At 68.5% G+C, this 20,201-nt stretch carries 18 protein-coding genes and 1 pseudogene; 8 read left to right on the plus strand and 11 right to left on the minus strand.

Features of this window, described 5'->3' with window-relative positions; genetic code table 11:
* The first annotated feature begins 20 nt into the window (after positions 1-20).
* Positions 21-704, plus strand: a complete 684-nt coding sequence (locus tag QHF84_RS23750) for a response regulator transcription factor (RefSeq protein ID WP_281315674.1) — start codon at positions 21-23, stop codon at positions 702-704.
* Positions 701-2,386 carry a HAMP domain-containing sensor histidine kinase gene (locus QHF84_RS23755; protein ID WP_281315675.1) on the plus strand — a complete coding sequence of 562 codons (1,686 nt, stop codon included), beginning with the start codon at positions 701-703 and terminating at the stop codon, positions 2,384-2,386. The genes QHF84_RS23750 and QHF84_RS23755 overlap by 4 nt, the downstream gene beginning before the upstream one ends.
* A gap of 13 nt (positions 2,387-2,399) precedes the next feature.
* Here QHF84_RS23755 and QHF84_RS23760 read toward each other — a convergent pair whose 3' ends face one another.
* The 4 genes from QHF84_RS23760 to QHF84_RS23775 all read right to left on the minus strand — a co-directional run bounded on the left by QHF84_RS23760 (position 2,400) and on the right by QHF84_RS23775 (position 6,348).
* On the minus strand, positions 2,400-3,302 hold the full coding sequence (locus QHF84_RS23760; protein WP_281315676.1) for a hypothetical protein: 903 nt from the start codon (positions 3,300-3,302) through the stop codon (positions 2,400-2,402).
* A 66-nt stretch (positions 3,303-3,368) separates the two neighbouring features.
* The gene (locus QHF84_RS23765) at positions 3,369-4,412 is read right to left on the minus strand and encodes a hypothetical protein (protein WP_281315677.1); all 1,044 of its coding nucleotides are present in this window, start codon (positions 4,410-4,412) and stop codon (positions 3,369-3,371) included.
* Entirely contained in the window at positions 4,409-5,698 is a 1,290-nt protein-coding gene (locus QHF84_RS23770; RefSeq protein WP_281315678.1) for a FecR domain-containing protein, read from the minus strand. The genes QHF84_RS23765 and QHF84_RS23770 overlap by 4 nt, the downstream gene beginning before the upstream one ends.
* On the minus strand, positions 5,674-6,348 hold the full coding sequence (locus tag QHF84_RS23775) for an RNA polymerase sigma factor (protein WP_348652874.1): 675 nt from the start codon (positions 6,346-6,348) through the stop codon (positions 5,674-5,676). The genes QHF84_RS23770 and QHF84_RS23775 overlap by 25 nt, the downstream gene beginning before the upstream one ends.
* A gap of 151 nt (positions 6,349-6,499) precedes the next feature.
* Here QHF84_RS23775 and QHF84_RS23780 point away from each other — a divergent pair, with 151 nt between their 5' ends.
* Positions 6,500-7,429, plus strand: coding sequence for a PAS domain-containing protein (locus QHF84_RS23780; protein WP_281315679.1), 930 nt, complete (start codon positions 6,500-6,502; stop codon positions 7,427-7,429).
* Here QHF84_RS23780 and QHF84_RS23785 read toward each other — a convergent pair.
* The 6 genes from QHF84_RS23785 to QHF84_RS23810 form a co-directional block, all read right to left on the minus strand.
* Positions 7,413-8,672, minus strand: a complete 1,260-nt coding sequence (locus tag QHF84_RS23785) for a VCBS repeat-containing protein (RefSeq protein ID WP_281315680.1) — start codon at positions 8,670-8,672, stop codon at positions 7,413-7,415. The two genes, QHF84_RS23780 and QHF84_RS23785, sit on opposite strands and share 17 nt — an antisense overlap.
* A gap of 221 nt (positions 8,673-8,893) precedes the next feature.
* Positions 8,894-9,877: an aldo/keto reductase gene (locus QHF84_RS23790; RefSeq protein ID WP_281315681.1), complete on the minus strand. Its 984-nt coding sequence runs from the start codon at positions 9,875-9,877 to the stop codon at positions 8,894-8,896.
* Positions 9,878-10,003: 126 nt separating this feature from the next.
* Positions 10,004-10,603, minus strand: coding sequence for a hypothetical protein (locus tag QHF84_RS23795; protein WP_281315682.1), 600 nt, complete (start codon positions 10,601-10,603; stop codon positions 10,004-10,006).
* A 54-nt stretch (positions 10,604-10,657) separates the two neighbouring features.
* Positions 10,658-12,241, minus strand: a complete 1,584-nt coding sequence (locus QHF84_RS23800) for a response regulator (RefSeq protein WP_281315683.1) — start codon at positions 12,239-12,241, stop codon at positions 10,658-10,660.
* Positions 12,242-12,249: 8 nt separating this feature from the next.
* Positions 12,250-14,268, minus strand: a complete 2,019-nt coding sequence (locus QHF84_RS23805; protein ID WP_281315684.1) for a response regulator — start codon at positions 14,266-14,268, stop codon at positions 12,250-12,252.
* Entirely contained in the window at positions 14,265-14,876 is a 612-nt protein-coding gene (locus QHF84_RS23810) for a cobalamin-dependent protein (RefSeq protein ID WP_348652876.1), read from the minus strand. The genes QHF84_RS23805 and QHF84_RS23810 overlap by 4 nt, the downstream gene beginning before the upstream one ends.
* A 547-nt stretch (positions 14,877-15,423) precedes the next feature.
* Between QHF84_RS23810 and QHF84_RS23815 the strand changes: the two genes are divergently transcribed.
* Positions 15,424-16,098 carry an HAD family hydrolase gene (locus tag QHF84_RS23815; RefSeq protein WP_281315685.1) on the plus strand — a complete coding sequence of 225 codons (675 nt, stop codon included), beginning with the start codon at positions 15,424-15,426 and terminating at the stop codon, positions 16,096-16,098.
* Positions 16,099-16,107: 9 nt separating this feature from the next.
* On the opposite strand, the gene QHF84_RS23820 is transcribed toward QHF84_RS23815, so the two are convergent.
* On the minus strand, positions 16,108-16,692 hold the full coding sequence (locus QHF84_RS23820; RefSeq protein ID WP_281315686.1) for an alpha-ketoglutarate-dependent dioxygenase AlkB: 585 nt from the start codon (positions 16,690-16,692) through the stop codon (positions 16,108-16,110).
* 123 nt (positions 16,693-16,815) lie between these two features.
* Here QHF84_RS23820 and QHF84_RS23825 point away from each other — a divergent pair, with 123 nt between their 5' ends.
* The 4 genes and pseudogenes from QHF84_RS23825 to QHF84_RS23840 form a co-directional block, all read left to right on the plus strand.
* Positions 16,816-17,457: a glutathione S-transferase family protein gene (locus tag QHF84_RS23825; protein ID WP_281315687.1), complete on the plus strand. Its 642-nt coding sequence runs from the start codon at positions 16,816-16,818 to the stop codon at positions 17,455-17,457.
* Positions 17,458-17,618: 161 nt separating this feature from the next.
* Positions 17,619-18,362, plus strand: coding sequence for a VIT1/CCC1 transporter family protein (locus QHF84_RS23830; RefSeq protein WP_281315688.1), 744 nt, complete (start codon positions 17,619-17,621; stop codon positions 18,360-18,362).
* A gap of 87 nt (positions 18,363-18,449) precedes the next feature.
* Positions 18,450-19,949 carry an NAD(P)/FAD-dependent oxidoreductase gene (locus tag QHF84_RS23835; RefSeq protein ID WP_281315689.1) on the plus strand — a complete coding sequence of 500 codons (1,500 nt, stop codon included), beginning with the start codon at positions 18,450-18,452 and terminating at the stop codon, positions 19,947-19,949.
* Between the two features lie 67 nt (positions 19,950-20,016).
* A pseudogene (locus tag QHF84_RS23840) lies at positions 20,017-20,201 on the plus strand (DDE transposase); the annotation flags it as partial.

The following is a 20,201-nucleotide window of genomic DNA, read 5'->3' on the forward strand; positions in this document are numbered from 1 at the left end:
GCGGGTGGTACCCCTCGGGCATGACGACGCGCGTGCTCGTGGTCGAGGATGATCCCGGCGTCGCTGCCGGGCTCGTGCGTGGGCTCGTCGCCGCGGGGTTTTTGGTGGAGCTCGCGACGAACGGTCGCGCCGGGCTCGAATCGGCGATCCGCGGCGCTTTCGACCTCGTGGTGCTCGACCTCATGTTGCCCGAACGCTCCGGTCTCGAAATCCTGGAAGACCTCGGGCGGAGGCGGCGAATCCCCGTGATCGTTTTGACGGCGCGCACGGATCTGCCCGACCGGCTGCGCTCGTTCGAGCTCGGGGCGATCGATTACCTGCCGAAGCCATTTTTCCTGGAGGAGCTCGTGGCGCGGATTCGCCTGCACCTCGGCCTGCGGGCGGAGGCGCCGCGGCGGCGTGTACGGTTTTCCGGGGTGACGGTGGACCTCGACGCCCGCGTGGCGCGGCAAGGCGAGGCGACGCTGCCGCTCACGCGCGCCGAGCTCGACGTGCTCGCGTATCTGGTCGAGCGCCCGGGCCGGGCCATTCCGCGCGAGCAGCTCGCCGAGGGGGCACAGTCCTCGCTCGAACCTTGCGACGCGCGCACGATCGACTCGCACGTCGCGCGGATCCGCAAGAAGCTCGGCGAGGGCGCGGCCGCGGCGATCGTGACCGTGTGGGGGATCGGGTATCGATTCGAGCCGCCGGAGGCCGAGACATGAAGCTTTTGCGCAATCTCTCCCTGCGGATCCTGATCGTGTCGGTCCTGAGCGGCGGCGTGGGCCTTTTCAGCGCGGCGCTGGCCGCCCGGTATGCGACGCAGCGGATGGCGGCCGAGGTGATGGGAAAATGGCTCGAACGATCCTCGGCCCGGCGCAAGGTGCGCTGCGAGGAGCGGCCGGAGGAATGGTCGGCGGGGCTGCCTGATGGGCCTCGGATTTATGCGTATGATGCCCGGACGCTCGTATCGGAAAACCCAGACGCTCCGCCGCTCGACCGAGCGCTTTATGCGCGGCTCGGCCCGGTGGGTGGGGCCGTCGAAGGGGAGCTCGTGGCCCCGTGGACGGGAGGCGGCGGGCTCGCGCAGTTTCGCGCGGCAAACGAGGGGCCGTGCGCGGTGCTGCAAGCGGTATGGCCGGCGCGACCGCCCGAGCCGCGCGTGCTCCTCGCCGGCATCGTCGGGGTGCTCGGGGCCACGGCGGCCGCGGCGGCGCTCGGGTTTTTCCTGGTCGTGCGGCCGCTGTCGTGGCGGGTGCGTCGCCTGTATGGTGCGGCCACGCGGGTCGGGGATCCGAGTGGATACGCGCCGGCGCGGCGCGCGGGGGACGACGAGCTCGACCGCGTGGCCGCCGCGCTCGATCGAGCTCACGCGCGTATTCGTGAAGATGCGGCGAGGCTCTTGCAGCGGCGGCAGGACCTCGAACGGCACCTCTCGGACGTCGCGCACGATTTACGGACGCCGCTGGCCTCGCTCCAGCTCGCGGTCGAGCAGGCGGCCGATGCAACGACGGATCCGGTGCAGGCCGAGGTGTTCGCGGGCGCCTTGCGGGATTGCGTGTACCTCGCGGGGCTCGTGACCAATCTGCGGCTCGCGGCCGAGCTCGAGCAGGGCGCGGATCCGGTGGCCAGCGAGGGCGGGGTGGATCTCGTGGACGCCACGGAGCGCGTGGTCGCCCGGCTTTCGGCGCTGGCCCGGCGGCGTGGCATTGCCCTCGGGCACGCGGTCCCGGACGAGGCCGTGCTCGTCCGATGTCATCCCGTGGCGTGCGAGCAGGCCATCGGCAATTTGGTGGAGAATGCGGTCTCGTATGGGGAGCGCGGCGGGCACGTGGCTGTCGTGCTGCGAATCGAGCCCGACGCCCGATTTTGCCTCACGGTCGTCGACGACGGGCCCGGTGTCTTGCCTTCGGAGATTCCGCGGCTCGGGGAACGGACGTTTCGATCCGACGAGGCGCGCCGGCGCGATCCACGCGGCTCGGGACTCGGGCTCGCGATCACGAGCGAGGTTTGTCGGCGCGCAGGGTTCGAGCTTCGATTCGAAGCGGAGGCGCCGCGCGGGCTGCGGGTGACGATCCGGGGCGGAAGGCTTGCCGCGGGCGCGGGGCGGCCCGAGATGCACGACGGGAGGGTGCATCCGATGGCAAATCAGAACCAGGGACCGAGCAAGCCGAAGGGCGAAACCTCCACGGAGCAGGGCGTCCGGCAGGACATCGAGACCGTCGAGAGCGAGCGTCTCGCCCAGGAGCACGTGCAGGAGACCGGATACGAGGGCGACAGGCCGGCGACGGGGCTCGTCGGCGATCGCGCGGACAAACCCGAGCACGGCGACGTGCCGAGCGAGGCCTGGCGACACGGCGTGCCCTTCGACCGAGCGCATCCGCGTGGACGTGGCGGGCGGGGATGAAGAAACGGAAGGCTCAGGGAAAACCGATACCCTTGCAGGCGGCGGGGTCGAAGTACCCGTGCACGGCCCCGCACAGGCCATCCCACGCGCTTCCTTTCTTGATGCAATACTTCCCCGCCGTATCACCGAGCCCGACGTAGGGGACGAGTTCCTTGCATTCGAATTCATCCGGGCAGTCGCAATAGTTCCCTTCGTCCGGGGCTCCTTCCGCGGGGCCGCAGCGGCAGGAGCAATACACGGCGCGCTCGGGAGGGCGCGATTCGCACTGGCCACACACGGCCGCCGAGACCGGCGCGTCCGCGTCGGGTACGCAGCAGCTCTTGCCCTCGTTTTCGAGCTCGCTCGCGTAGGCGCTCTGGCAGCTCCCGGGCACGTGGCAGACGTACTTCTTGCATTGCTTGGCGGCCGTGTCGCACGTCGTGCCCTGAGGGCAATGGTCGTCGGCGCTGCATTCGCACGAGCCGCGCTCCGCGTTGCATGCACCGCCGTAGTTCGCGCATTGCGAGGCGCCTCCGTCCGCCGCCTGGGGATCACAAGGGATCGGGACGACGCCCGACTCGACGCACGATTGGTCCGGGCCGCAGCTCGTGTCGAGGGGGCCCGTGCACGGGGTCGGCTCGGGTTGCCCGAGCGGGCAGCTCGTGCGGCCCTGGAAATTGTTGATCAGGCAGATCCCCGTCTCGCATTGCTGGAAGTCGTTCGTCACGATGTTGCGTTCCGTGATCTTCGAACCCGCGAATCGGGCGTCGAGCTCGACGAAGGGCATGCACGGATTCCCGACGTCGCTCGACGTCTGGATGGGCTCGGCGACGATCACGTTGCAGCCGGGCAGGAGCCCGGACGCGGCGGAAAAGAGACCTGCGAGGCCCATCGAAAGGACGAACGCACCTCTTCGCAAACCATTTCGTAGCGACATGAGCACCTCTCCCCCGAACAGTCTCCGGAGCCCGTCGGCACGGCTCACGTCGCCGATATTTTTATTTCAATCCCAGGAGAGTTCGGCGCCGAGGGAGGGAGCGACGAAGGGCAAACCCCAGGTCGCCGCGACGCGACCCGAGAATTTCACGACCGGCCGCTGGACCGTCACGCCGGTGAGCACGTCCGCTCGAAGCCGAAGGTGCGGCGTCACCGCGTAGCCGAGCCCCGCACGAAGGTACGGCGCGAAGGTGAAGAGCGTCTCGCTCGCACCCGCATACGGGCGCTCCGGGCGGCCCTCGAAATGGAGCAGGACCGCCGAGAGGCCGGCGCCCACGTTCACGTTCCACGCGGCGGCGTGCGGCGCGAAGGACCCGCGGAGCCCCGCGCCGAGCAGGCCAAAACGCGCGGTCGCCGTGCCCTCGGGGCCGAGGAGGTTCGCCGGGACAACCGGGATCGACACGAAGGCGCTCATCCCGAATCGCTCGCTCGGCCGCTGGATGTGCAGGGAGGTATGGAGGAGCCCCGAGGGGCCGATGCCTCCCGGGCTCATCAGCATGGAAGGCCCGAGCTCGAATGTGAGGAGAGGCCGTTTGTCGCGAGCGGCGGCGGCGCGCGGCGCCTCGGCGCGGCGTGGGGCGAGGATCTCCCGAATGACCGCAGGCGGCGCGACCTCGCCGGGTGGGGGCCGCGGCGCGTCGAGCTCCATGAGGCTCGCGCGGAGCAGCTCCACCACCCGGAGCGCGATCGTGGCGCTGCCGCCGTGAGGAGGCTCGTCTTCCGCGACGAGCTCGCGCAGCACGGTTTTTCCGGTCATTCGATCGACGATCCACACCTCGACGCCGGCGCTCGACGGAACGATACGCACGGCCGCGACCGCGTCGCTCTTGCGCGCGGCCTCCTCCAGCGGCTCGCGCGCCGGCGGCTCTGCCTCCATCTCCACGTCGAGGACCTCGAAATGGAGCGCCTCGAGCTCGGCCCGGATGCGCACCGCGATTCCCGCGTCCTTGGCGGGTGCGACGACGACGATCCGTGGCGCGCCGCTCGCGTGAGCAGCAGCGAGGGGGAAGCAAAACACGGCGAGGAACACGCAAAGCGCGGCCGCCTTCATTCGTCCCCCGCCGCCGCCCGAGCCACCTCGGCGTGAGGGCCACCTGGGAAATCACGCAGATAAGCGCGCGCTGCCTCGCGGGCGAGCGCCTTGTCGCCGGATCGCAGCCGCGCTTCGAGGAGCCGCCCCGCAGCCTCGCGGGCGAGCCTCCCGCGCGGGCGTTCGCGCAGGTACGTGGAAAACCAGCTCGCAGCCTCCGCGTGCGCGCCCTGTTTGTCGAAGGCGATGATTCCCAGGAGGAAAGCCGCCTCGGCGGCTTGCTCGTCGGCCGGGAAGCGCCGTCGCAGCGCGGAGAACGCTTCCACGGCGCGCGCCGCGTCCCCGGTCAGGCGCGCGGCGTCGCCGAGGTCGCGGAGATCGGCCGCGCTTCCTCCCTCGTAAATGGCGTCGAGCCCCTCGCGGTCCGCTGCTTCGAGCGCGTCCTTGTATTTGCCCGAGGCCGCGAGATCACGCCACGAGGGGCCCGGCGGCGCGGGCGGAAGCGTCGTTTTGCGTGGCGGCGCGGCGCGCGGGACATTCGGCGCAGGCGGCGGCAGCTCCGGGGGTTTTTCAGGGGGATCCGGCGGCTCTGCCGCATTCTGTGGGATGTCCGGCGCCTCGTGTGGCTCGTGGTTGTCCCGGTGAATGACGAAGCGCCCCTCTTTGCGGTTCACCTCCAGCGTATCGCCGGCGCGTACGGCGATTCCTTCGCCGAGGATGGGACCCGAGACGGAGACCGAGCCTTCGACGAGGCGCAACGTGAGCCGCTCGGCGGCGAGATCCCAGGCGACGTGAAAACGCGTGCCCGTGACCAGGATCTCGAAGGGGCCGCTGTCGACGAGCCAGCGCGTGCCGTCGTGGTGCACGACCGAAGCTTCGAGCGCGCCATTTTCGAGCACGACGCGCCCGCCCGCCCGGTGCACGGAAGCAATCCGGACACTCGAATCCGGTTGAATACGTAGGCTCGTCCCGTCCGAGAAGACCACGGGGACCATGCGCCCTCGCGGCGTTGCAATGAAGGCCCCGGCCTTCCCCGCATGAGCTTCTTCGCCAGCGCCGACGCGAAACGTGAGCGGGCGCGGACCGACGACGAAAAACACGAGCAGGCACGCCGCTGCTGCCACGCCGAGAGCAGCCCCAACAAACCGTCTACGGATCCGTCGGGGGGGAGGAGCCCGCCGTGCGGCGTCCGCGATCAAGAGGCGAGCGCGCGCCGCGGCATCGGGCGCCCGGCGGCGGAGGATCTCGTCCTGCTCCGCGGCGATCCTGCGGCCGAGCCGGATCAGCGCTTCTTCGGAGCTCCCCATCGTGCACTCCCTTCGATCCAGTCCGAGAGGGCCGGGTGCTCCCGCGCCTGCTCGGTGAAATGGGCCTCGGCGCGCGCGAGCCGCCGCTTGATCGTCGCGAGCGAGACGCCACACGCCTCCGCGATTTCCGTGAGCTCCATCCCTCCGATGAAACGCAACGCGAAGGCGATCCGTTCGTCGACGGGCAAACCATCGAGAATCGTGTACGCGGCTCGAAGGGCCTCCGTCACCTCGCTGCTCGGCAGCGGCGCCTCCACCTCGGGGACCTCGTACCACGGCAAGAGCCGGAGCCAGAATCGGCGCGAGCGGCGCAAAATGCAGGTCCGGGCGGTGAAAATGGCGATCGAGGTGAGCCAGGCGCGCAAGGCGCCCGGGTCGCGCAGCTCGTCGATCGAGTCGAGCGCGCGGACGAACACGTCTTGATGCAGATCGGCGAGATCGCGATCGGCGCCGAGCACACGGACGAGCGTCCGCATGACGTGGGCCTCGTACCTATCGTAAAGGGCTGCGATCGCCGCACGGTTCCCCGCGCGAACGGCCGCCACCAGGACGGCGTCGTCCCCGACGAAGGGCAGGGCCCGGACGACCACGCCGCCGCCGCTGGCGAGAGGAGGCTCGATCGTTCTGATGGAAAGCCGCGACGTACCCACGCTGATGACGCCACAGTATCCGCACCCCATCCAGACGGCTCACGGGTTGGTTGTCTCACGGTTTTCGCCGTCGCCCTCACGCGTCCTGAACGTGCGGCGTCCTTTACGCTACCCATGGGAACGGGTAGGGTCGAAGAATCGGGGGAATGTCATGAACGAGGGCGCCGGGAGGGCGAGCGGAATCGAGGCCGAGCGTGACGAGCTGCGCGCGGAGGTCGAGCGGCTACGTCGCAGGCTCGCCGAGGTGGAGGGGGCCGCGGCCCCTTTGACCGAGCCGAAGCGGATGGAGCAGGACCCTTGGACGCAGCAAGCCGTGTTGCGGGCGTTTCTCGACAACACGCCCGCCCTGATGTTGGTCAAGGATCTCGGGGGGCGGTTTGTCCTGGTGAACGAGGAATACGCGAAGTTCACGGGCCGCTCGTCGGCCGAATTGCTGGGGCGTCTCGGGACGAGCGTGCTTTCGGCGGCGGATGCGCCGATGATGGATGCGGCGGATCGGCGCGCGGTCACGGAGGGGCGGCTGCATTTCGTCGCCACGCTGACCCTAGCCGACGGGTCGAGAAAGACGTTCGTGACGGTGAAGTTTCCGATCCGGGACGAGCAGGGCGAGGTCTTCGGCGTCGGCACCGTGGCCGTCGACATGTCGCGCGAGCAGGAGGCGGAGGAGGCACGCGCGGCATTGCAGGAGAAAATCATCGTCGCGCAGGAAGCGACGATTCGTGAGCTGACGACGCCGCTCCTGCCCATCGCCGACCACGTCGTCGCCATGCCCCTGGTCGGCACGATCGACGAGCGGCGCGCGCAGCAGATCCTCGATGCATTGCTCGATGGCATCACGCGGCACCAGGCGACCGTCGCGATCCTGGACGTGACGGGCATCCGTGTCGTCGATACGCACGTCGCGCACGCGCTCGTTCACGCGGCGCAGGCCGCGAAGTTGCTCGGCGCGAGTGTCGTGCTCACGGGAATGAGCCCGGCCATCGCGCAGACGCTCGTGGAGCTCGGCGCGGACCTTCAGGGGATCGTCACCCTCGGCACGCTCCAGAGCGGCATTGCGTGGGCGATCAGGGGCCGGCGTTGAGGAGCACGAGCACGTCGCGATCCTGGTAATCGGCGACGGCGATGTCGGGGCGGCCGTTCTTGTCGAAATCGTCGATCACGAGGCCATTCGGGCTCAGGCCGAGCGGGATCTTCTGGAGGGGCTGGAAGGTGCCGTCGCCCTTGCCGAAGAAAAGCGACAGGTCGGAGGTCGTGAAATTCTCGACGGCCACGTCGGCGTGCCCGTCGCCGTCGAAGTCCGCGACGCCGACGGCCATCGGGGCGCCGCCGGAGGGGTGGTGCACGGCCGGCTGGAAGCTCCCGTTGCCATTGCCGAGCAGCAAGGACATGTCATTGCTCTCCGCGTTTGCCGTGACGATATCGGCGTGGCCATCGCCATTGAAGTCCCCTGTCGCCACGGCGCGTGTTCCTTTCCCGGCGGGGTAGCCCGTCGCGGCGACGAACGTCCCGTCGTTCAGACTGAGGAGGATCCTCACGTCATCCCAGGCGGCGACCGCGAGGTCGGGCGAGCCGCTACCATCGAAATCGGCCGTCGCGATGGCAATGGGCGCCGTGCCGGCGGGATAGGTGACGGCGGGCGCGAGCGTCCCGTCGGATTTGCCGAGGAGCACGTGCACGCCGCTGCCCGATTGATTGGGCACGATGAGATCGCCGAGGCCGTCCGCATTCAGGTCCCGCACGACGAGGTGCATCCCCTGGCCGAGGGCCTCGTAGCTCGCACTCATGGACTGCGGTGGGAATGTGCCGTCGCCCTTGTTGACGAGAACCGAGACCGTGCTGAGATGCGCAAGCGCGATGTCCGCCTTGCCGTCCCCCGAGAGGTCGCCGATGGCCACGGATTGGAGCCCGATCGTCTGCATGTCCACGGGCAGCGTCTCCGGGCCGCCGAAGGTGCCGTCGCCCTTGCCGCGGAGAATCGTGTAGGTCTTGTCTCCCAACGAATTGGCAGTGACGATGTCCGTCGCGCCGTCCCCGTCCAGGTCGCCGGCGGCGAGCCAAACGGGCGGAGAGAGGGCCGCGCCGACGACGTACGAGGCGGGGGCTTTGAAAAGCGGTTCCGCGCCGCCGGATCCGCCTGCGCCGCCCGTGCCGCCCGACCCACCTGCGCCGCCCGCGCCGCCCGCGCCGCCCGTGCCCGAGCTGCTCGACGAGGAGCTGCTGCCCGAGGACGATGTGCCGTTCGTATCGGGATCGTTCGAAGCGCAGGCGCTGAACGCCGCCGCGCCGAGGAGGAAAAGAGTCGCACCGAGGATGGATCGAAGCAAAGGGAAGCTCCTTTCTGTGTCCGCGTCGCGTTTTACTTCCAGCTCACCTCGTACCGGCAACGCGGCGCTCGTGTTTTTCGACAAACTGTGGGCTCGAGATGCGTGAGGAGAGCGGTGCGTTCGAATCGACGCGCCCAGGCCTGGATGATTCCGCGGTCCAGATCGCAGTTGTAGGGCGAATCCACCTCCAGGACGGCCCGGTGCCGGGAGACGCGCGCCGATCACGCATTCACGAGGCGCATGCTCATCTCCGGGTAACGCGCCCCGACGGCGGCGCCGCGGGGCATGACCGCGTCGATGCGCGCAAGGTCGTCCGCCGAAAGCTGGATGGCCTCGGCCGCGACGTTCTCTTCGAGGTAGCTCCGGCGCTTCGTGCCCGGAATCGGCACGATGAAATCGCCCTGCGCGAGCACCCACGCGAGCGCGAGCTGCGACGCTTTTACGCCTTTTTCGGCGGCGATCGCCTCCACCTTGGCCACGAGGTCGAGGTTCTTCTGGAAGTTTTCTCCCTGGAAGCGCGGCGAGCTGCGGCGGAAATCGTCGGGCGCGAGGTCCTCGAAGCGCTTGATTTGCCCGGTGAGGAAGCCACGGCCGAGGGGGCTGTACGCGAGGAAGCCGATGCCGAGCTCGCGGCAGACGGCGAGAATGTCGTCCTCCGGATCCCGCGTCCAGAGCGAGTATTCCGTCTGCACCGAGGCCAGCGGATGGACCGCGTGCCCGCGCCGGAGCGTCGCGGCGCTCGCCTCCGACAGGCCAATCGCCCGCACCTTGCCGGCTTTCACGAGGTCCGCCATCGCGCCCACGCTATCCTCGATCGGCGTCTTCGGATCGACGCGGTGGAGCTGATAGAGATCGATCACGTCGACGCGGAGGCGCCTGAGGCTCGCGTCACACGCATTCCGGATGTACGTGGGCGTGCCGTTGATGCCGCGCACGCTCCGGTCGTTCGGATCCCGTACGATTCCGCACTTCGTCGCGAGGACGACCTCGCTTCTCCGGCCCGCGATGGCGCGGCCGACGAGCTCTTCATTCGTGAACGGGCCATACATGTCCGCGGTGTCGAGCAGCGTCACGCCGAGATCGAGCGCGCGGTGGATCGTGGCAATCGACTCGGCCTCGTCGCGGGGGCCGTAGAAATCGCTCATGCCCATGCAGCCGAGGCCGAGGGCAGAGACCGTGAGGGGACCGAGCTTACGCGTGTGCATGAGGGGCTCCTTCTTCTCGCGCCGCATGGTAGCGCCGGCGCCGCATGCACACCATCCCTCGCAGCGCCGTGGGCCTGGCTGCTTTCGTGCTCCTCGGATGCGCCACGCAAAACCAGCCGCGCGGCTTTATCTCCAGCTCACCTCGTAACGGCAACGCGAGGAACCGTGTTTCCGGCAGACCGAGGGCTCGAGGTGCGTGACGAGCGCCGTGCGCTCGAACCGCCGCGCCCAGGCTTGCATGATTCCGCGATCGAAATCGCAGGGGTAAGGCACGTCCACTTCCATGACGGCGCGGTGCCGCGAGGTGGAGAGGCACCGGTAATGACCGATGCCGTCGCGCATCGTACCCGTCTCTGGATCGAACATGGGGACGCCGTCCTCCATGTGATTGAGATGATATACGGCATCGAACATCTGCATCGCCGTGACGATGTCGGTCACGCCGGGCGGGCTCACGGCGTACTTCATGCCCGCGACGCCCATCTCGAAGGCTTTTTGCGGACCGATGAGCGCACACAGCTCGTTCTCCGCCATGGCGAGCTTGTCGACGGCGCACGTCTCGTGAAACTCGAACTCCCCGCTCGGGCCCACGCGGCCGAGTCCGTACTTCGTGTAGATGGTGCGCGGAGCGTCGACCGCTTTGAACGCGTCGAGATGGCCCCGCAGGGTGAGCCCGGTAATGGTGAATTTCGAGAGCATACCGCCGAGCATAAAGGGAGGGCCCACGGAAAACCAGGGCGGGCCCAACAATGAGGCCGCGGCGCTCGCTCTTCGGCCGGATCAGATCCGCGAGGCCCGCGCGGGCGGCGGGCCCGCGTCGAGCAGCTCCTGCAGCTTGTGCACCTCGACCGGTTTGACGAGGTGCACGTCGAACCCGGCCGCCAGCGCCGTCGTTCGTTGCTCGGGCGAGCCATACCCCGTGAGCGCCACGAGCCAGAGGCCCTTGCCGCGCGGATCGGCCCGCAATCGCCGCACCACCTCGAATCCGTCGATCCCCGGCAGGCCGATGTCGATGAGCGTCACGTCCGGCAGGAGCTCGAGCACTTTGCCAACGCCGGCGATCCCGTCCGAGGCGGCATGGACCTCGTGTCCCCACATCTCGCAGAGATCGCCGAGCGCCTGCTGCGCGTCGACGTTGTCCTCCACGATGCAGATGCGCCGCCGCCGCAGCTCCACGAGCCCCCGCTGCGACGCACGCTCGCCCGTCTCCGCGAGGTCGAGCAGCGGCAAGCGTACCTCGAACTCGGCGCCGTAGCCGATGCCGTCGCTCCGCGCCTCCACCTCGCCGTCGTGGAGCTCCACCAGCGTGCGCACGAGCGTGAGCCCGATCCCGAGGCCCCCGCGCGAGCGGGCGAGCGTCACGCTGGCCTGCGCGAAGAGGCCGAAGATCATGGGGAGCGCGTCGGCCGCGATGCCGATGCCGTCGTCGCGCACTTTGATCCGCGCGAACGGGACGCCGTCGACGAAGGCAGGCTCGAGGCTCACGCGGATGTGCCCGCCGACGTCGGTGTACTTGCTCGCGTTGTCGAGCAGGTTCGTGAAGACCTGTTCGAGGCGCGTGACGTCGCCGCGGACCTGGATGGGCGTGTCCGGCAGCGCGAGCGCGAGCGTCTGGCCGCGCGGGTTCGTGCCGCGCTCGCGCGTCGTGAGCACGACACGCGCGAGCAAGCTCTTGAGATCGACCGGCTCGAGGCGCAGCTCGATCTTGCCCTGCGTGACGCGCGAGACGTCGAGCAGATCGTCGACGAGCCGCGCGAGGTGTACGGTCTGGCGGCGCAGCACCTCGCGCGCGCGGCGCTCGCCCTGGTTCACGGCGTCTCGCTGCTCGAGCATGGGCAGCGAGGCGGTGATGGCGGCGAGCGGGTTGCGCAGCTCGTGCGCGAGCATGGCGAGGAACTCGTCCTTGCGGCGATCGGCCTCGGCCAGGCGATCGGCGCGCGCGCGGAGCTCACGCTCGGCCTGGGCGAGGCGGAGGAGCGAGCGTACGGTGGCCACGAGCTCGGTCGCCTCGAAGGGCTGCGTCAAATATCCGTCGGCCCCGATGTCGAGCCCCTGCACCTTCTTGTCGAGCGAGACGAACGTCGCCGACGTGTGAAGGATCTTCACGCCTGCGGTGCGTGGGCTCGCCTTGATGCGCCGGCAGACCTCGAAGCCGTCGATGTCGGGCAGCTTGACGTCGAGCACCACCACGTCGGGTAGCTCGCGGTGGACCATCTCGAGCGCGCCCATGCCGCTCGACGCTTCGATGACCTCGAGGCCGACCCTGCGGAGCATGGTGGTGCCCAGATAACGGGCGGCCTCGTTGTCGTTGACGTTGAGGATCTTGCCCACATGCTCCCGCGCCCTGCCGATGTTCCCTTGCATGCGTCCCGTCACTCCGTGCTCGATGAGGTGCTGACGCCGGCCTTCCGCAAGGCGTCGCGAATGCGGTGAATGGCGAGCTCGCGCGAGAGGCTGTCCTTCGAGACGATCGCCTCGGTCTCGGCCACGAGCCGCTCGCGGTCGGAGGGCTCGAGCACGTGCGAGGTGACGATCACGACGGGGATGCCCCGCGTGCGCGGGTCAGCCTTGAGGTCGTCGAGGACGTCGAACGCGGTGACGTCCTTGAGCAGGAAGTCGAGGAAGATGACCTCGGGACGGAGCTTCTGGGCGAACTCCACGCCCTCGGGCCCGGTGCGCGCTTCGACGAGCTCGTAGGGCGTCTTTTCGAGCAGCTTGCGCATGAGGTACCGGGCCCGCTCGTCGTCGTCGATGACGAGCAGCCGCGTGGGCGTGCCGGGCCGCGCCACGCTCTTCAGCTTGCGGAGCAGGTGATCCTGATCGACCGGCTTGAGCCAGAACTCGTCGGCGCCGAGCGCGCGCGCGCGTTGCTCCTTGTTGGTGACGGTCACGACGAGGACGGGGATCTCGCGTGTCTCGGGGCTCTGCTTCACCTCGGCGAGGAAGTCCCAGGTGGCCTCGCCTTCGAGCATGATGTCGAGCACGATCGCCGCGGGGCGGAACGTGCCGAGTTGCCTGCGCGCGTCGTCGACGGTGCGCGCAGGCACGACCTGGAAGCCGGCGAGCGAGAGGAACTTCTCGTAGATGAACATCGTCTTGCGGTCGTCCTCGACGATGAGCACCGGCGAGCGGGACGGATCGAGCGGGCGCGCCGCGAGCGTCGCGAGCTCGCGCACCTCGGGGTGCGTGGCGGGGATTCGGAGGGTGAACGTCGAGCCTTTGCCGAGCGCGCTCTCGACCGTGAGCGTCCCGCCGAGCAGCTCGCCGAGGCGCCGCGAGAGCGCCAGGCCGAGCCCCGTGCCCTTGTGCTTGCGCTGGAGCGGCCCGTCGATCTGCCCGAACTCCTCGAAGATGCGGCCCTCGTGCTCGGGCGCGATGCCGATGCCCGTGTCCTCCACGCGGAAGACCACGTCGTCGCCGCGCCGCACGGCGCTCGCGACGACGCGGCCATGTTCGGTGAACTTGAGCGCGTTCGTGACGAGGTTGCGGATGACCTGGGCGACCTTGCCCTGATCGGTCTCGAGCGTGACGCCGCCTTCGGGCAGCTCGAAGAAGAGATCGACGCCGGGGTGCGAGGGCAGGAGCGGCCGGAGCATGCCGCGCATGGCGGCGAAGAACTCCGAGACCGCGAAGCTCTCGGCGCGCAGCGTGAGCTTGCCGGACTCCGCCTTGGAGAGATCGAGCACGTCGTTGACGAGCTGCGAGAGCTCCTCGGCCGAGGTGCGGATGAAGCGGATCTGCTTCTGTTGTTCGTCCGTCAACGGGCCGTCGGTGCCGTCGAGCAGGAGCTGGGACAAACCCAGGATCGAGTGCAGCGGCGTGCGGAACTCGTGGCTCACGTTGGCGAGGACGCGGGTGCGGACCTCGGACGTGCGGCGGAGCGCGTCGACCTTGTCTTCGAGCTCGGCGTGTAGCGTGACGACGCCGCGGTTCGACTCGTCGAGCTCGCGGTGCGTGCGGGTGAGCTCCGTCTGCTGGTGCTCGATCTCGCGCTTTTGCCGGACGATCTCGCGGTTCAGGTTGACGATCTCGGTGAGGGCGCGGCTGAGCTGCTCGATCGCGCCGCCGTAGCCCTCGGGGTACACGAAGCCGAAGAGCTCGGTGCCGCCCTCGCCGTCGGGGTACGCGCTGAACGACACCGTGGCGGGCTTGCCGTTGCAGAGGAGCGAGAGCTCCCAGTTGCGGATCTCGTTCCTCGCCGCGCGCGTGAGCAGCGCCTGGGTTTTTTCTTCCGTGCCGGGCACGGAGAGCGTGGTCAGCGCGGTGCCGGGCTGCGCGGAGAGGAGGGTCCGCGCTCGCACGTCGGCCCACCGGATGATCCCTCGCGCGTCACACGCGAGCACGAGCTCTCGGCTCGCGGAGAGCCAGCGCGCGTCCATTCGTTCGGTCAAGGGTGCCCTCCGAGGGCCTGCTGCCGCGCTCGAAGGGATGGGCGGGAGACCAGCCGGCCCACGATTCCGATGAGGTCGCGCGTGTCGCGAGCGAATCCGTCGGCGCCGAGCTCCGCGCCGGGATCCACGAGCGTGTCGCAGGCCGCGCCGCCGACGAGGATGGGCAGCGCCTCGCCGAAGTCGGACCGGAGCCGCGCCACGGTCATGCGCAGCGAGCGCAGGTTGAAGCTCATGGTGGCCGAGAGGGCGACGAGGTCGGGGCACTCTCGGCGGATCATGGACATGAGCGATTCGGTGGGAACGTCGGCGCCGAGGAAGCGTACGTCGTAGCCTGCGAGGTCGAGGGCGTCGGCGGCGAGGCGGGCGGGAAAGTCGTGGTGCTCGCCTTCGACGCAGCCGAAGACGACGAGTTTGTCGATGAGCGGCGAGGCGGGCGACAGACGGTAGAGATGCGAGAGGACGACCTGCGCGATCGCGGTGGCGAGATGCTCGTCCGCGACGCCGATCCGGTTGTCCTGCCAGAGCTCTCCGATCCTGCGCTGCGCTGCCCGCAGGACATGCAAACCGATCTCCGAGGCCGGCGCGCCGCGCCCGACGCCCTCCTCCATCACGAGGCGAAGCGCCTCACGCCGATCGCCAGCCAGTTGCGCATTTACGAAACGCGCACATAGATCGTCGAGGTCCATGGGACCCCCGAGGTGGTGCACGATGGACGCCCGCGGCAGGGTCGAACGAAAACCCTGACCGCTGTTTTGCATCACCTCGCGTTCGTGCGCTGAACCCTCGGAAACCATGGACTCGCGTCTTCCTGGAGCATCGTCACCATGGGGAGAGGAAAAACGATCCACGAATGGGCCTCCGGGAGCCGGGCGATCGCGGGTTCGTCCGGCTCGTCGGAGCCGTGACCGGGACGGGACGAGAATGATTCTTTGCATCCCGAGCCCGCCCGTGTGGCATTGATTTCTGCGTCAGGTCGCTCCGTAGGGACACGCCTGAACTTGATGAGTTGTTTGGGACAGCAAGCACTCGAACCGGCTCTGCCTGCATAACGAGCGGTCGTACCGTGCACTCACGCTGCAATGGTGCAGGGCGGCGCTGAGCGACGCTGCTGGGGCGTCGTCGGGCAGGCCTCGAATTTGCCGGCGAGGGAGCTCCATGAACCAAGCTGCATTGCTCGACGTGGACGGGACGCTGATCGATACGAACCTCCTGCACGTGCTCGCCTGGCGGCGGGCCTTCGAGCGGCTGGGGAGGGAAATCGAGTCGAACCGGATCTTGCACGCGATCGGAATGGGCGGAGATCGGCTCGTGCCTGCCATTCTGGGAGAGGTCCCGGACGACGTGGCCGAGCAGGCGAGCGCCTTTCACGCGGAGGAATACGTCGAGACGGGCCTCATCGAGCACGCGCGCGCTCTCCCCGGCGCGATGCGGCTTCTCGAAGCGCTGCGCGAGCGAGGCGTGCGTATCGCGCTGGCGAGCTCGGCGCGCCGCGAGGAGCTCGATCGGCTCCTCGAAAAGCTCGGCCCGGCCGCGAAGCACGTGGACGTGATCATCTCGAAGGACGACGTCTCCACGACGAAACCCGCGCCCGATATCTTCGCGGAGGCGCTCTCCGCGCTCGGCCGGCCGGCCGAGGCGCTCGTCGTGGGCGATACGGTGTACGACATCGTCGCGGCGAAGAAGATCGACCTGCCTTGTTTGTGCGTGCTCACCGGCGGAATCGAGCGCGGAGTGCTCGAACAGGCGGGCGCGGCCGCGATTTATTCGACCGCGCAGGCCCTCGCCGACGATCTCGATCAGGCGCTCCGATCGAGCCGTCGCGCGGCGTGAGGCGCGGGGTCAGCCGTAAAATGCCCGGATCGTCACCGAGATCCTTCGCCCGCGTGAGCCCTTCGGCGCGGGGACCTCGTGGGTCCAGGTGCGATTCGTATCCCACGGAATCACGATGACCCCCGCATGCACCGCGGGGACGTCGACGAACCCCTTTTCTCGCCACGGCCGCATGCGGAACACCCGCTCCTCGCCGAACGAGAACGTGACGATCGGCGACCCCTCGACGCGGTTGATGTCGCTGTCGCGGTGTTTTCCGATGTAATGCCCCTCCGCGCCGTCGTACCAGTTGAAGAGCAGGCCGTTCAGCCGCGGATCGAAGGCCTCGCGTGCCCAGCCGAGCCACGCCTCCATCTCCGGCGTCAGCGGGAGCGCGCGATTCGTGTTGCCCGTGTAGCGGTAGTCCGCGCCGTACGCCTGTTGCCATCGCGGCGTGCGCACGAGGCGGCCGTGCATCTTGATCTGGTGAAACTCGTCCGGGTGCAGCGCCCAGAGCGCCTCGAAGCCGGCCGCGTCCGGGACCAGGGCCTCGGGCAGGGCGCCGACCTGCACGTGGTGCGTCTCGTCGAGCGCGATCGTGCGAAGCGGGATCATGGACTGGTCATACGTTCAGACGGCGCGGAGCACAAGCAGGTCGTCGTCGTGGCGGGCGGTTGACCGTGCCCTTTCGAGGGGTTTTACTCCGGGCCCGGCCGCGCTCGGCTGAAGGAGGCTTCGATGTCGCTCACGTTCTACTACGGCTCCGGATCGCCGTACGCCTGGAAGGTATGGCTCGCCCTCGAGCACAAGAAGCTCGACTACGAGTGGAAGCTTTTGACGTTCGACCGCGGCGAGACGCGTACCCCCGAATATCTCGCGATCAACCCGCGCGGCAAGGTGCCCGTCCTCGTGCACGACGGCCTCGTGATCGCCGAATCGAACGCGATCGTCGAGTACCTCGAAGAACGATTTCCCGATTCCCCGCTCCTGCCGCGCGACATTTCCGCGCGCGCAAAGGTTCGCCAGCTCGCCGCCGAGGCCGACGGCTACATCGCCCCGGTGCAACGCAAGTTGTTCCAGGAAACTTTGTTCACCAAAGAAGAGGCGCGGGACGCGACCAAGATCGCCGAGGCGCACGCGGCCATCCTCGAAGAGCTCGCGCGATGGGAGGCCCGGCTCACGGGGGATTGGCTCGCAGGCGACCTCTCGCTCGCCGATTTCGCGACCTATCCGCACGTTCGCGCCATCCGTCGCGTCGACGACCGCCTGCCCGCGCACGGCCTCGGCGACCTCTGGCCCGCTCGCATCACCGCCTGGATGAAGCGCATCGAGGCCTTGCCCTATTACGAAAAGACGATTCCCCCGCACTGGAAGGGCTGACCTTCGAAGCGTGACCCGGCCGCCCGGCAGGCGCAGGTTCTGCACGGTCAACGCAAGCCGTGCAGGGCGACGTCCGCGACCATGAGAAGCGCAGGCGTCGCGCGCCGGCCGAGCGGCCTTTCCGCGTGGGTCTGGCATGGCGCTCGCTGGAGGCGCCACGAATGCCGCCGGATGTCCAGGAAAACGAAAGCCGTGATATCGAGGCGCTCGAGGCGCGCGCGCTCGGGGATCGTCATCGACGCGCGTCCGGGATCTCGGATGTCGTGCTCGGAGGGCAAGACGGGCTCGTGAACGTGCTCGGCGTGGTCCTCGGCGTCGCGGCCGCGACGAGCGCCTCGGCCGTGGTGCTCGTCGCGGGCCTCGCGGCCGCATTCGCCGAATCGCTCTCGATGGCCGCGGTCGCTTACACCTCGACGATGGCCGAGGCCGACGTCTACGAGAGCGAGCGCGCGCGGGAGATGCGCCACGTCCGCGACATCCCGGCGCTCGAGCGGGAGGAGATCCGCGACATTTACCGGAGCAAGGGATTCGAGGGGGAAATGCTCGACAAGGTGGTCGAGACGATCACGGCGAACCGCGAGGTATGGGTCGCGGTCATGATGGCCGAGGAGCACAAGCTCGCGCCCGTCGAGCGAAGGCAAGCCCTGCGCGGCGCGCTCGTCGTCGGCGTGTCGTCGATCCTCGGCTCGCTCGTGCCGCTCGTGCCGTTTTTTCTCCTGCCCGTTCGCGCGGGGATGGTCGCCTCCGTGGCTCTGGCCGCGCTCTCGCTTTTCGCGGTGGGCGCCTACAAGGGGCACGTCACGACGGGGCGGCGCTCGAAGAGCGGCCTCGAGCTTGCGGCCATCGGCATTGCGACCGCACTCGTCGGTTACGCCGTGGGAGCATTGCTCGAAGTCCGTCCTTGAGACGGAGCTGCGCGTGCCGGCTCGCCAGCTCGGCTGGGGCCTGCTATCGTGGAGCCGCCTTCGGGTCGTGACGAGCAGGTGCGAGAGATGTCCGAACATTTCGACGTGATCATCGTGGGTGCAGGGTTGTCGGGGATCGGGGCGGCCCATCACCTCACGACCAAGTGCCCCGGCAAGACGTTCGCGATCCTCGAGGGGCGCGAGGCCATCGGCGGGACCTGGGACCTCTTTCGTTATCCGGGCATTCGGTCCGACTCCGACATGTACACGCTCGGCTATTCGTTCAAGCCGTGGAAGGAGCGGAAGGCCATCGCGGATGGCTCGTCGATCCTCGCCTACATCCGCGAGACGGCGAAGGAGATCGGCATCGAATCGAAGATCCGGTTCGGCTGCCGGGTCGTGCGCGCCACGTGGTCGAGCGAGCGCGCGGTGTGGACCGTGGAGGTCGAGCGCGGCCCGTCGAAGGAGATCGTCCGCTTCACGTGCAATTTTCTCCTCATGTGCAGCGGCTATTACGATTACGAGAAGGGGCATGCGCCCGAGTTCGCGGGCACCGAGCGCTTCAAGGGGCGCATCGTGCATCCGCAATTTTGGACGGAGGACGTCGCGTATCGCGGGAAACGCGTGGTCGTGATCGGCAGCGGCGCGACGGCCGTTACGCTCGTGCCGGAACTCGCCAAGGAGGCCGCGCATGTGGTGATGCTCCAGCGCTCGCCGACGTACGTGGTATCGCTCCCGTCCCAGGACGTGATCGCGCGCTGGCTCCAGAAGCGGGTCCCCATGCACGTCGCGTACGAGGTCACGCGCTGGAAGAACGTGCTCGTGGGCATGTTCTTTTATCAGCTCGCGCGGCGGAGGCCGACGAGCGTGAAGAAGCGGATGGTCGATCTCGTGCGGGAGAGCCTCGGGCCCGACTTCGACGTCGACAAACATTTCACGCCTCGATACAACCCCTGGGATCAGCGCCTGTGTGTCGTGCCGGACGGTGATCTTTTCAAGGCCGTGAAGTCGGGCAAGGCGTCGGTCGTCACCGACCATATCGATACGTTCACCGAAAAGGGAATCCGGCTCGTGTCGGGGCAGGAGCTCGAAGCGGATCTCGTGGTGATGGCGACGGGGTTACGGCTCCTCTTCCTCGGCGGCGTGGAGCTTCTGGTGGACGGTCGCCGCGTCGAGCCGTCGAAGCTCCTCAGTTACAAGGGTGTGATGTTCAGCGACGTGCCGAACCTGGCGTGCGCGTTCGGGTACACGAATGCGTCGTGGACCCTGAAAGCCGACCTCGTCTCCGAATACGTTTGTCGCCTGCTGAACCACATGGACGTGATCGGCGCGCGTCGGTGCACGCCGTGCCGCGGGGATTCCGACGTGGAGGAGCTGCCGTTGCTCGATTTCTCGTCGGGGTATGTCCAGCGCGCGGTCCACGCGTTTCCGAGGCAAGGCTCGAAGAAACCGTGGAAGGTCAATCAGAATTATTTGCTCGACATCGCGGCCTTGCGTTTCGGGGAGGTCGACGACGGCACGATGGAGTTTGCTGGGACGAACCCCGCAGGCGCCGGGGCGCGTTCCCGTGCGGGGGCGACGTCCTAGCAGCCCGTGGACCTATCCCGAAGGACGATCGACAGGGACGGGAGGGGATGGTAGGTTTGTCCGCGTCATGTCGATGGGTCGAAGACGGGAGAAGCAGGCGCCGCTCTGGGTGGCGGCGCCTTCGCTGCCGCGGTCGCCGGGGCACCGGTTCTACGAGAAGCTGAACGAGCTTCTGCGCGAGAACGGGTTTGACCGGGCCATGGAGGCGGCGTGCGTGAAGTATTTCGAGGCCGACGGGACGGCGGGCAGGCC

The sequence above is a fragment of the Polyangium sp. y55x31 genome, from assembly GCF_029946505.1.
In the GTDB taxonomy this organism is placed as follows: Bacteria; Myxococcota_A; Polyangia; order Polyangiales; family Polyangiaceae; genus Polyangium.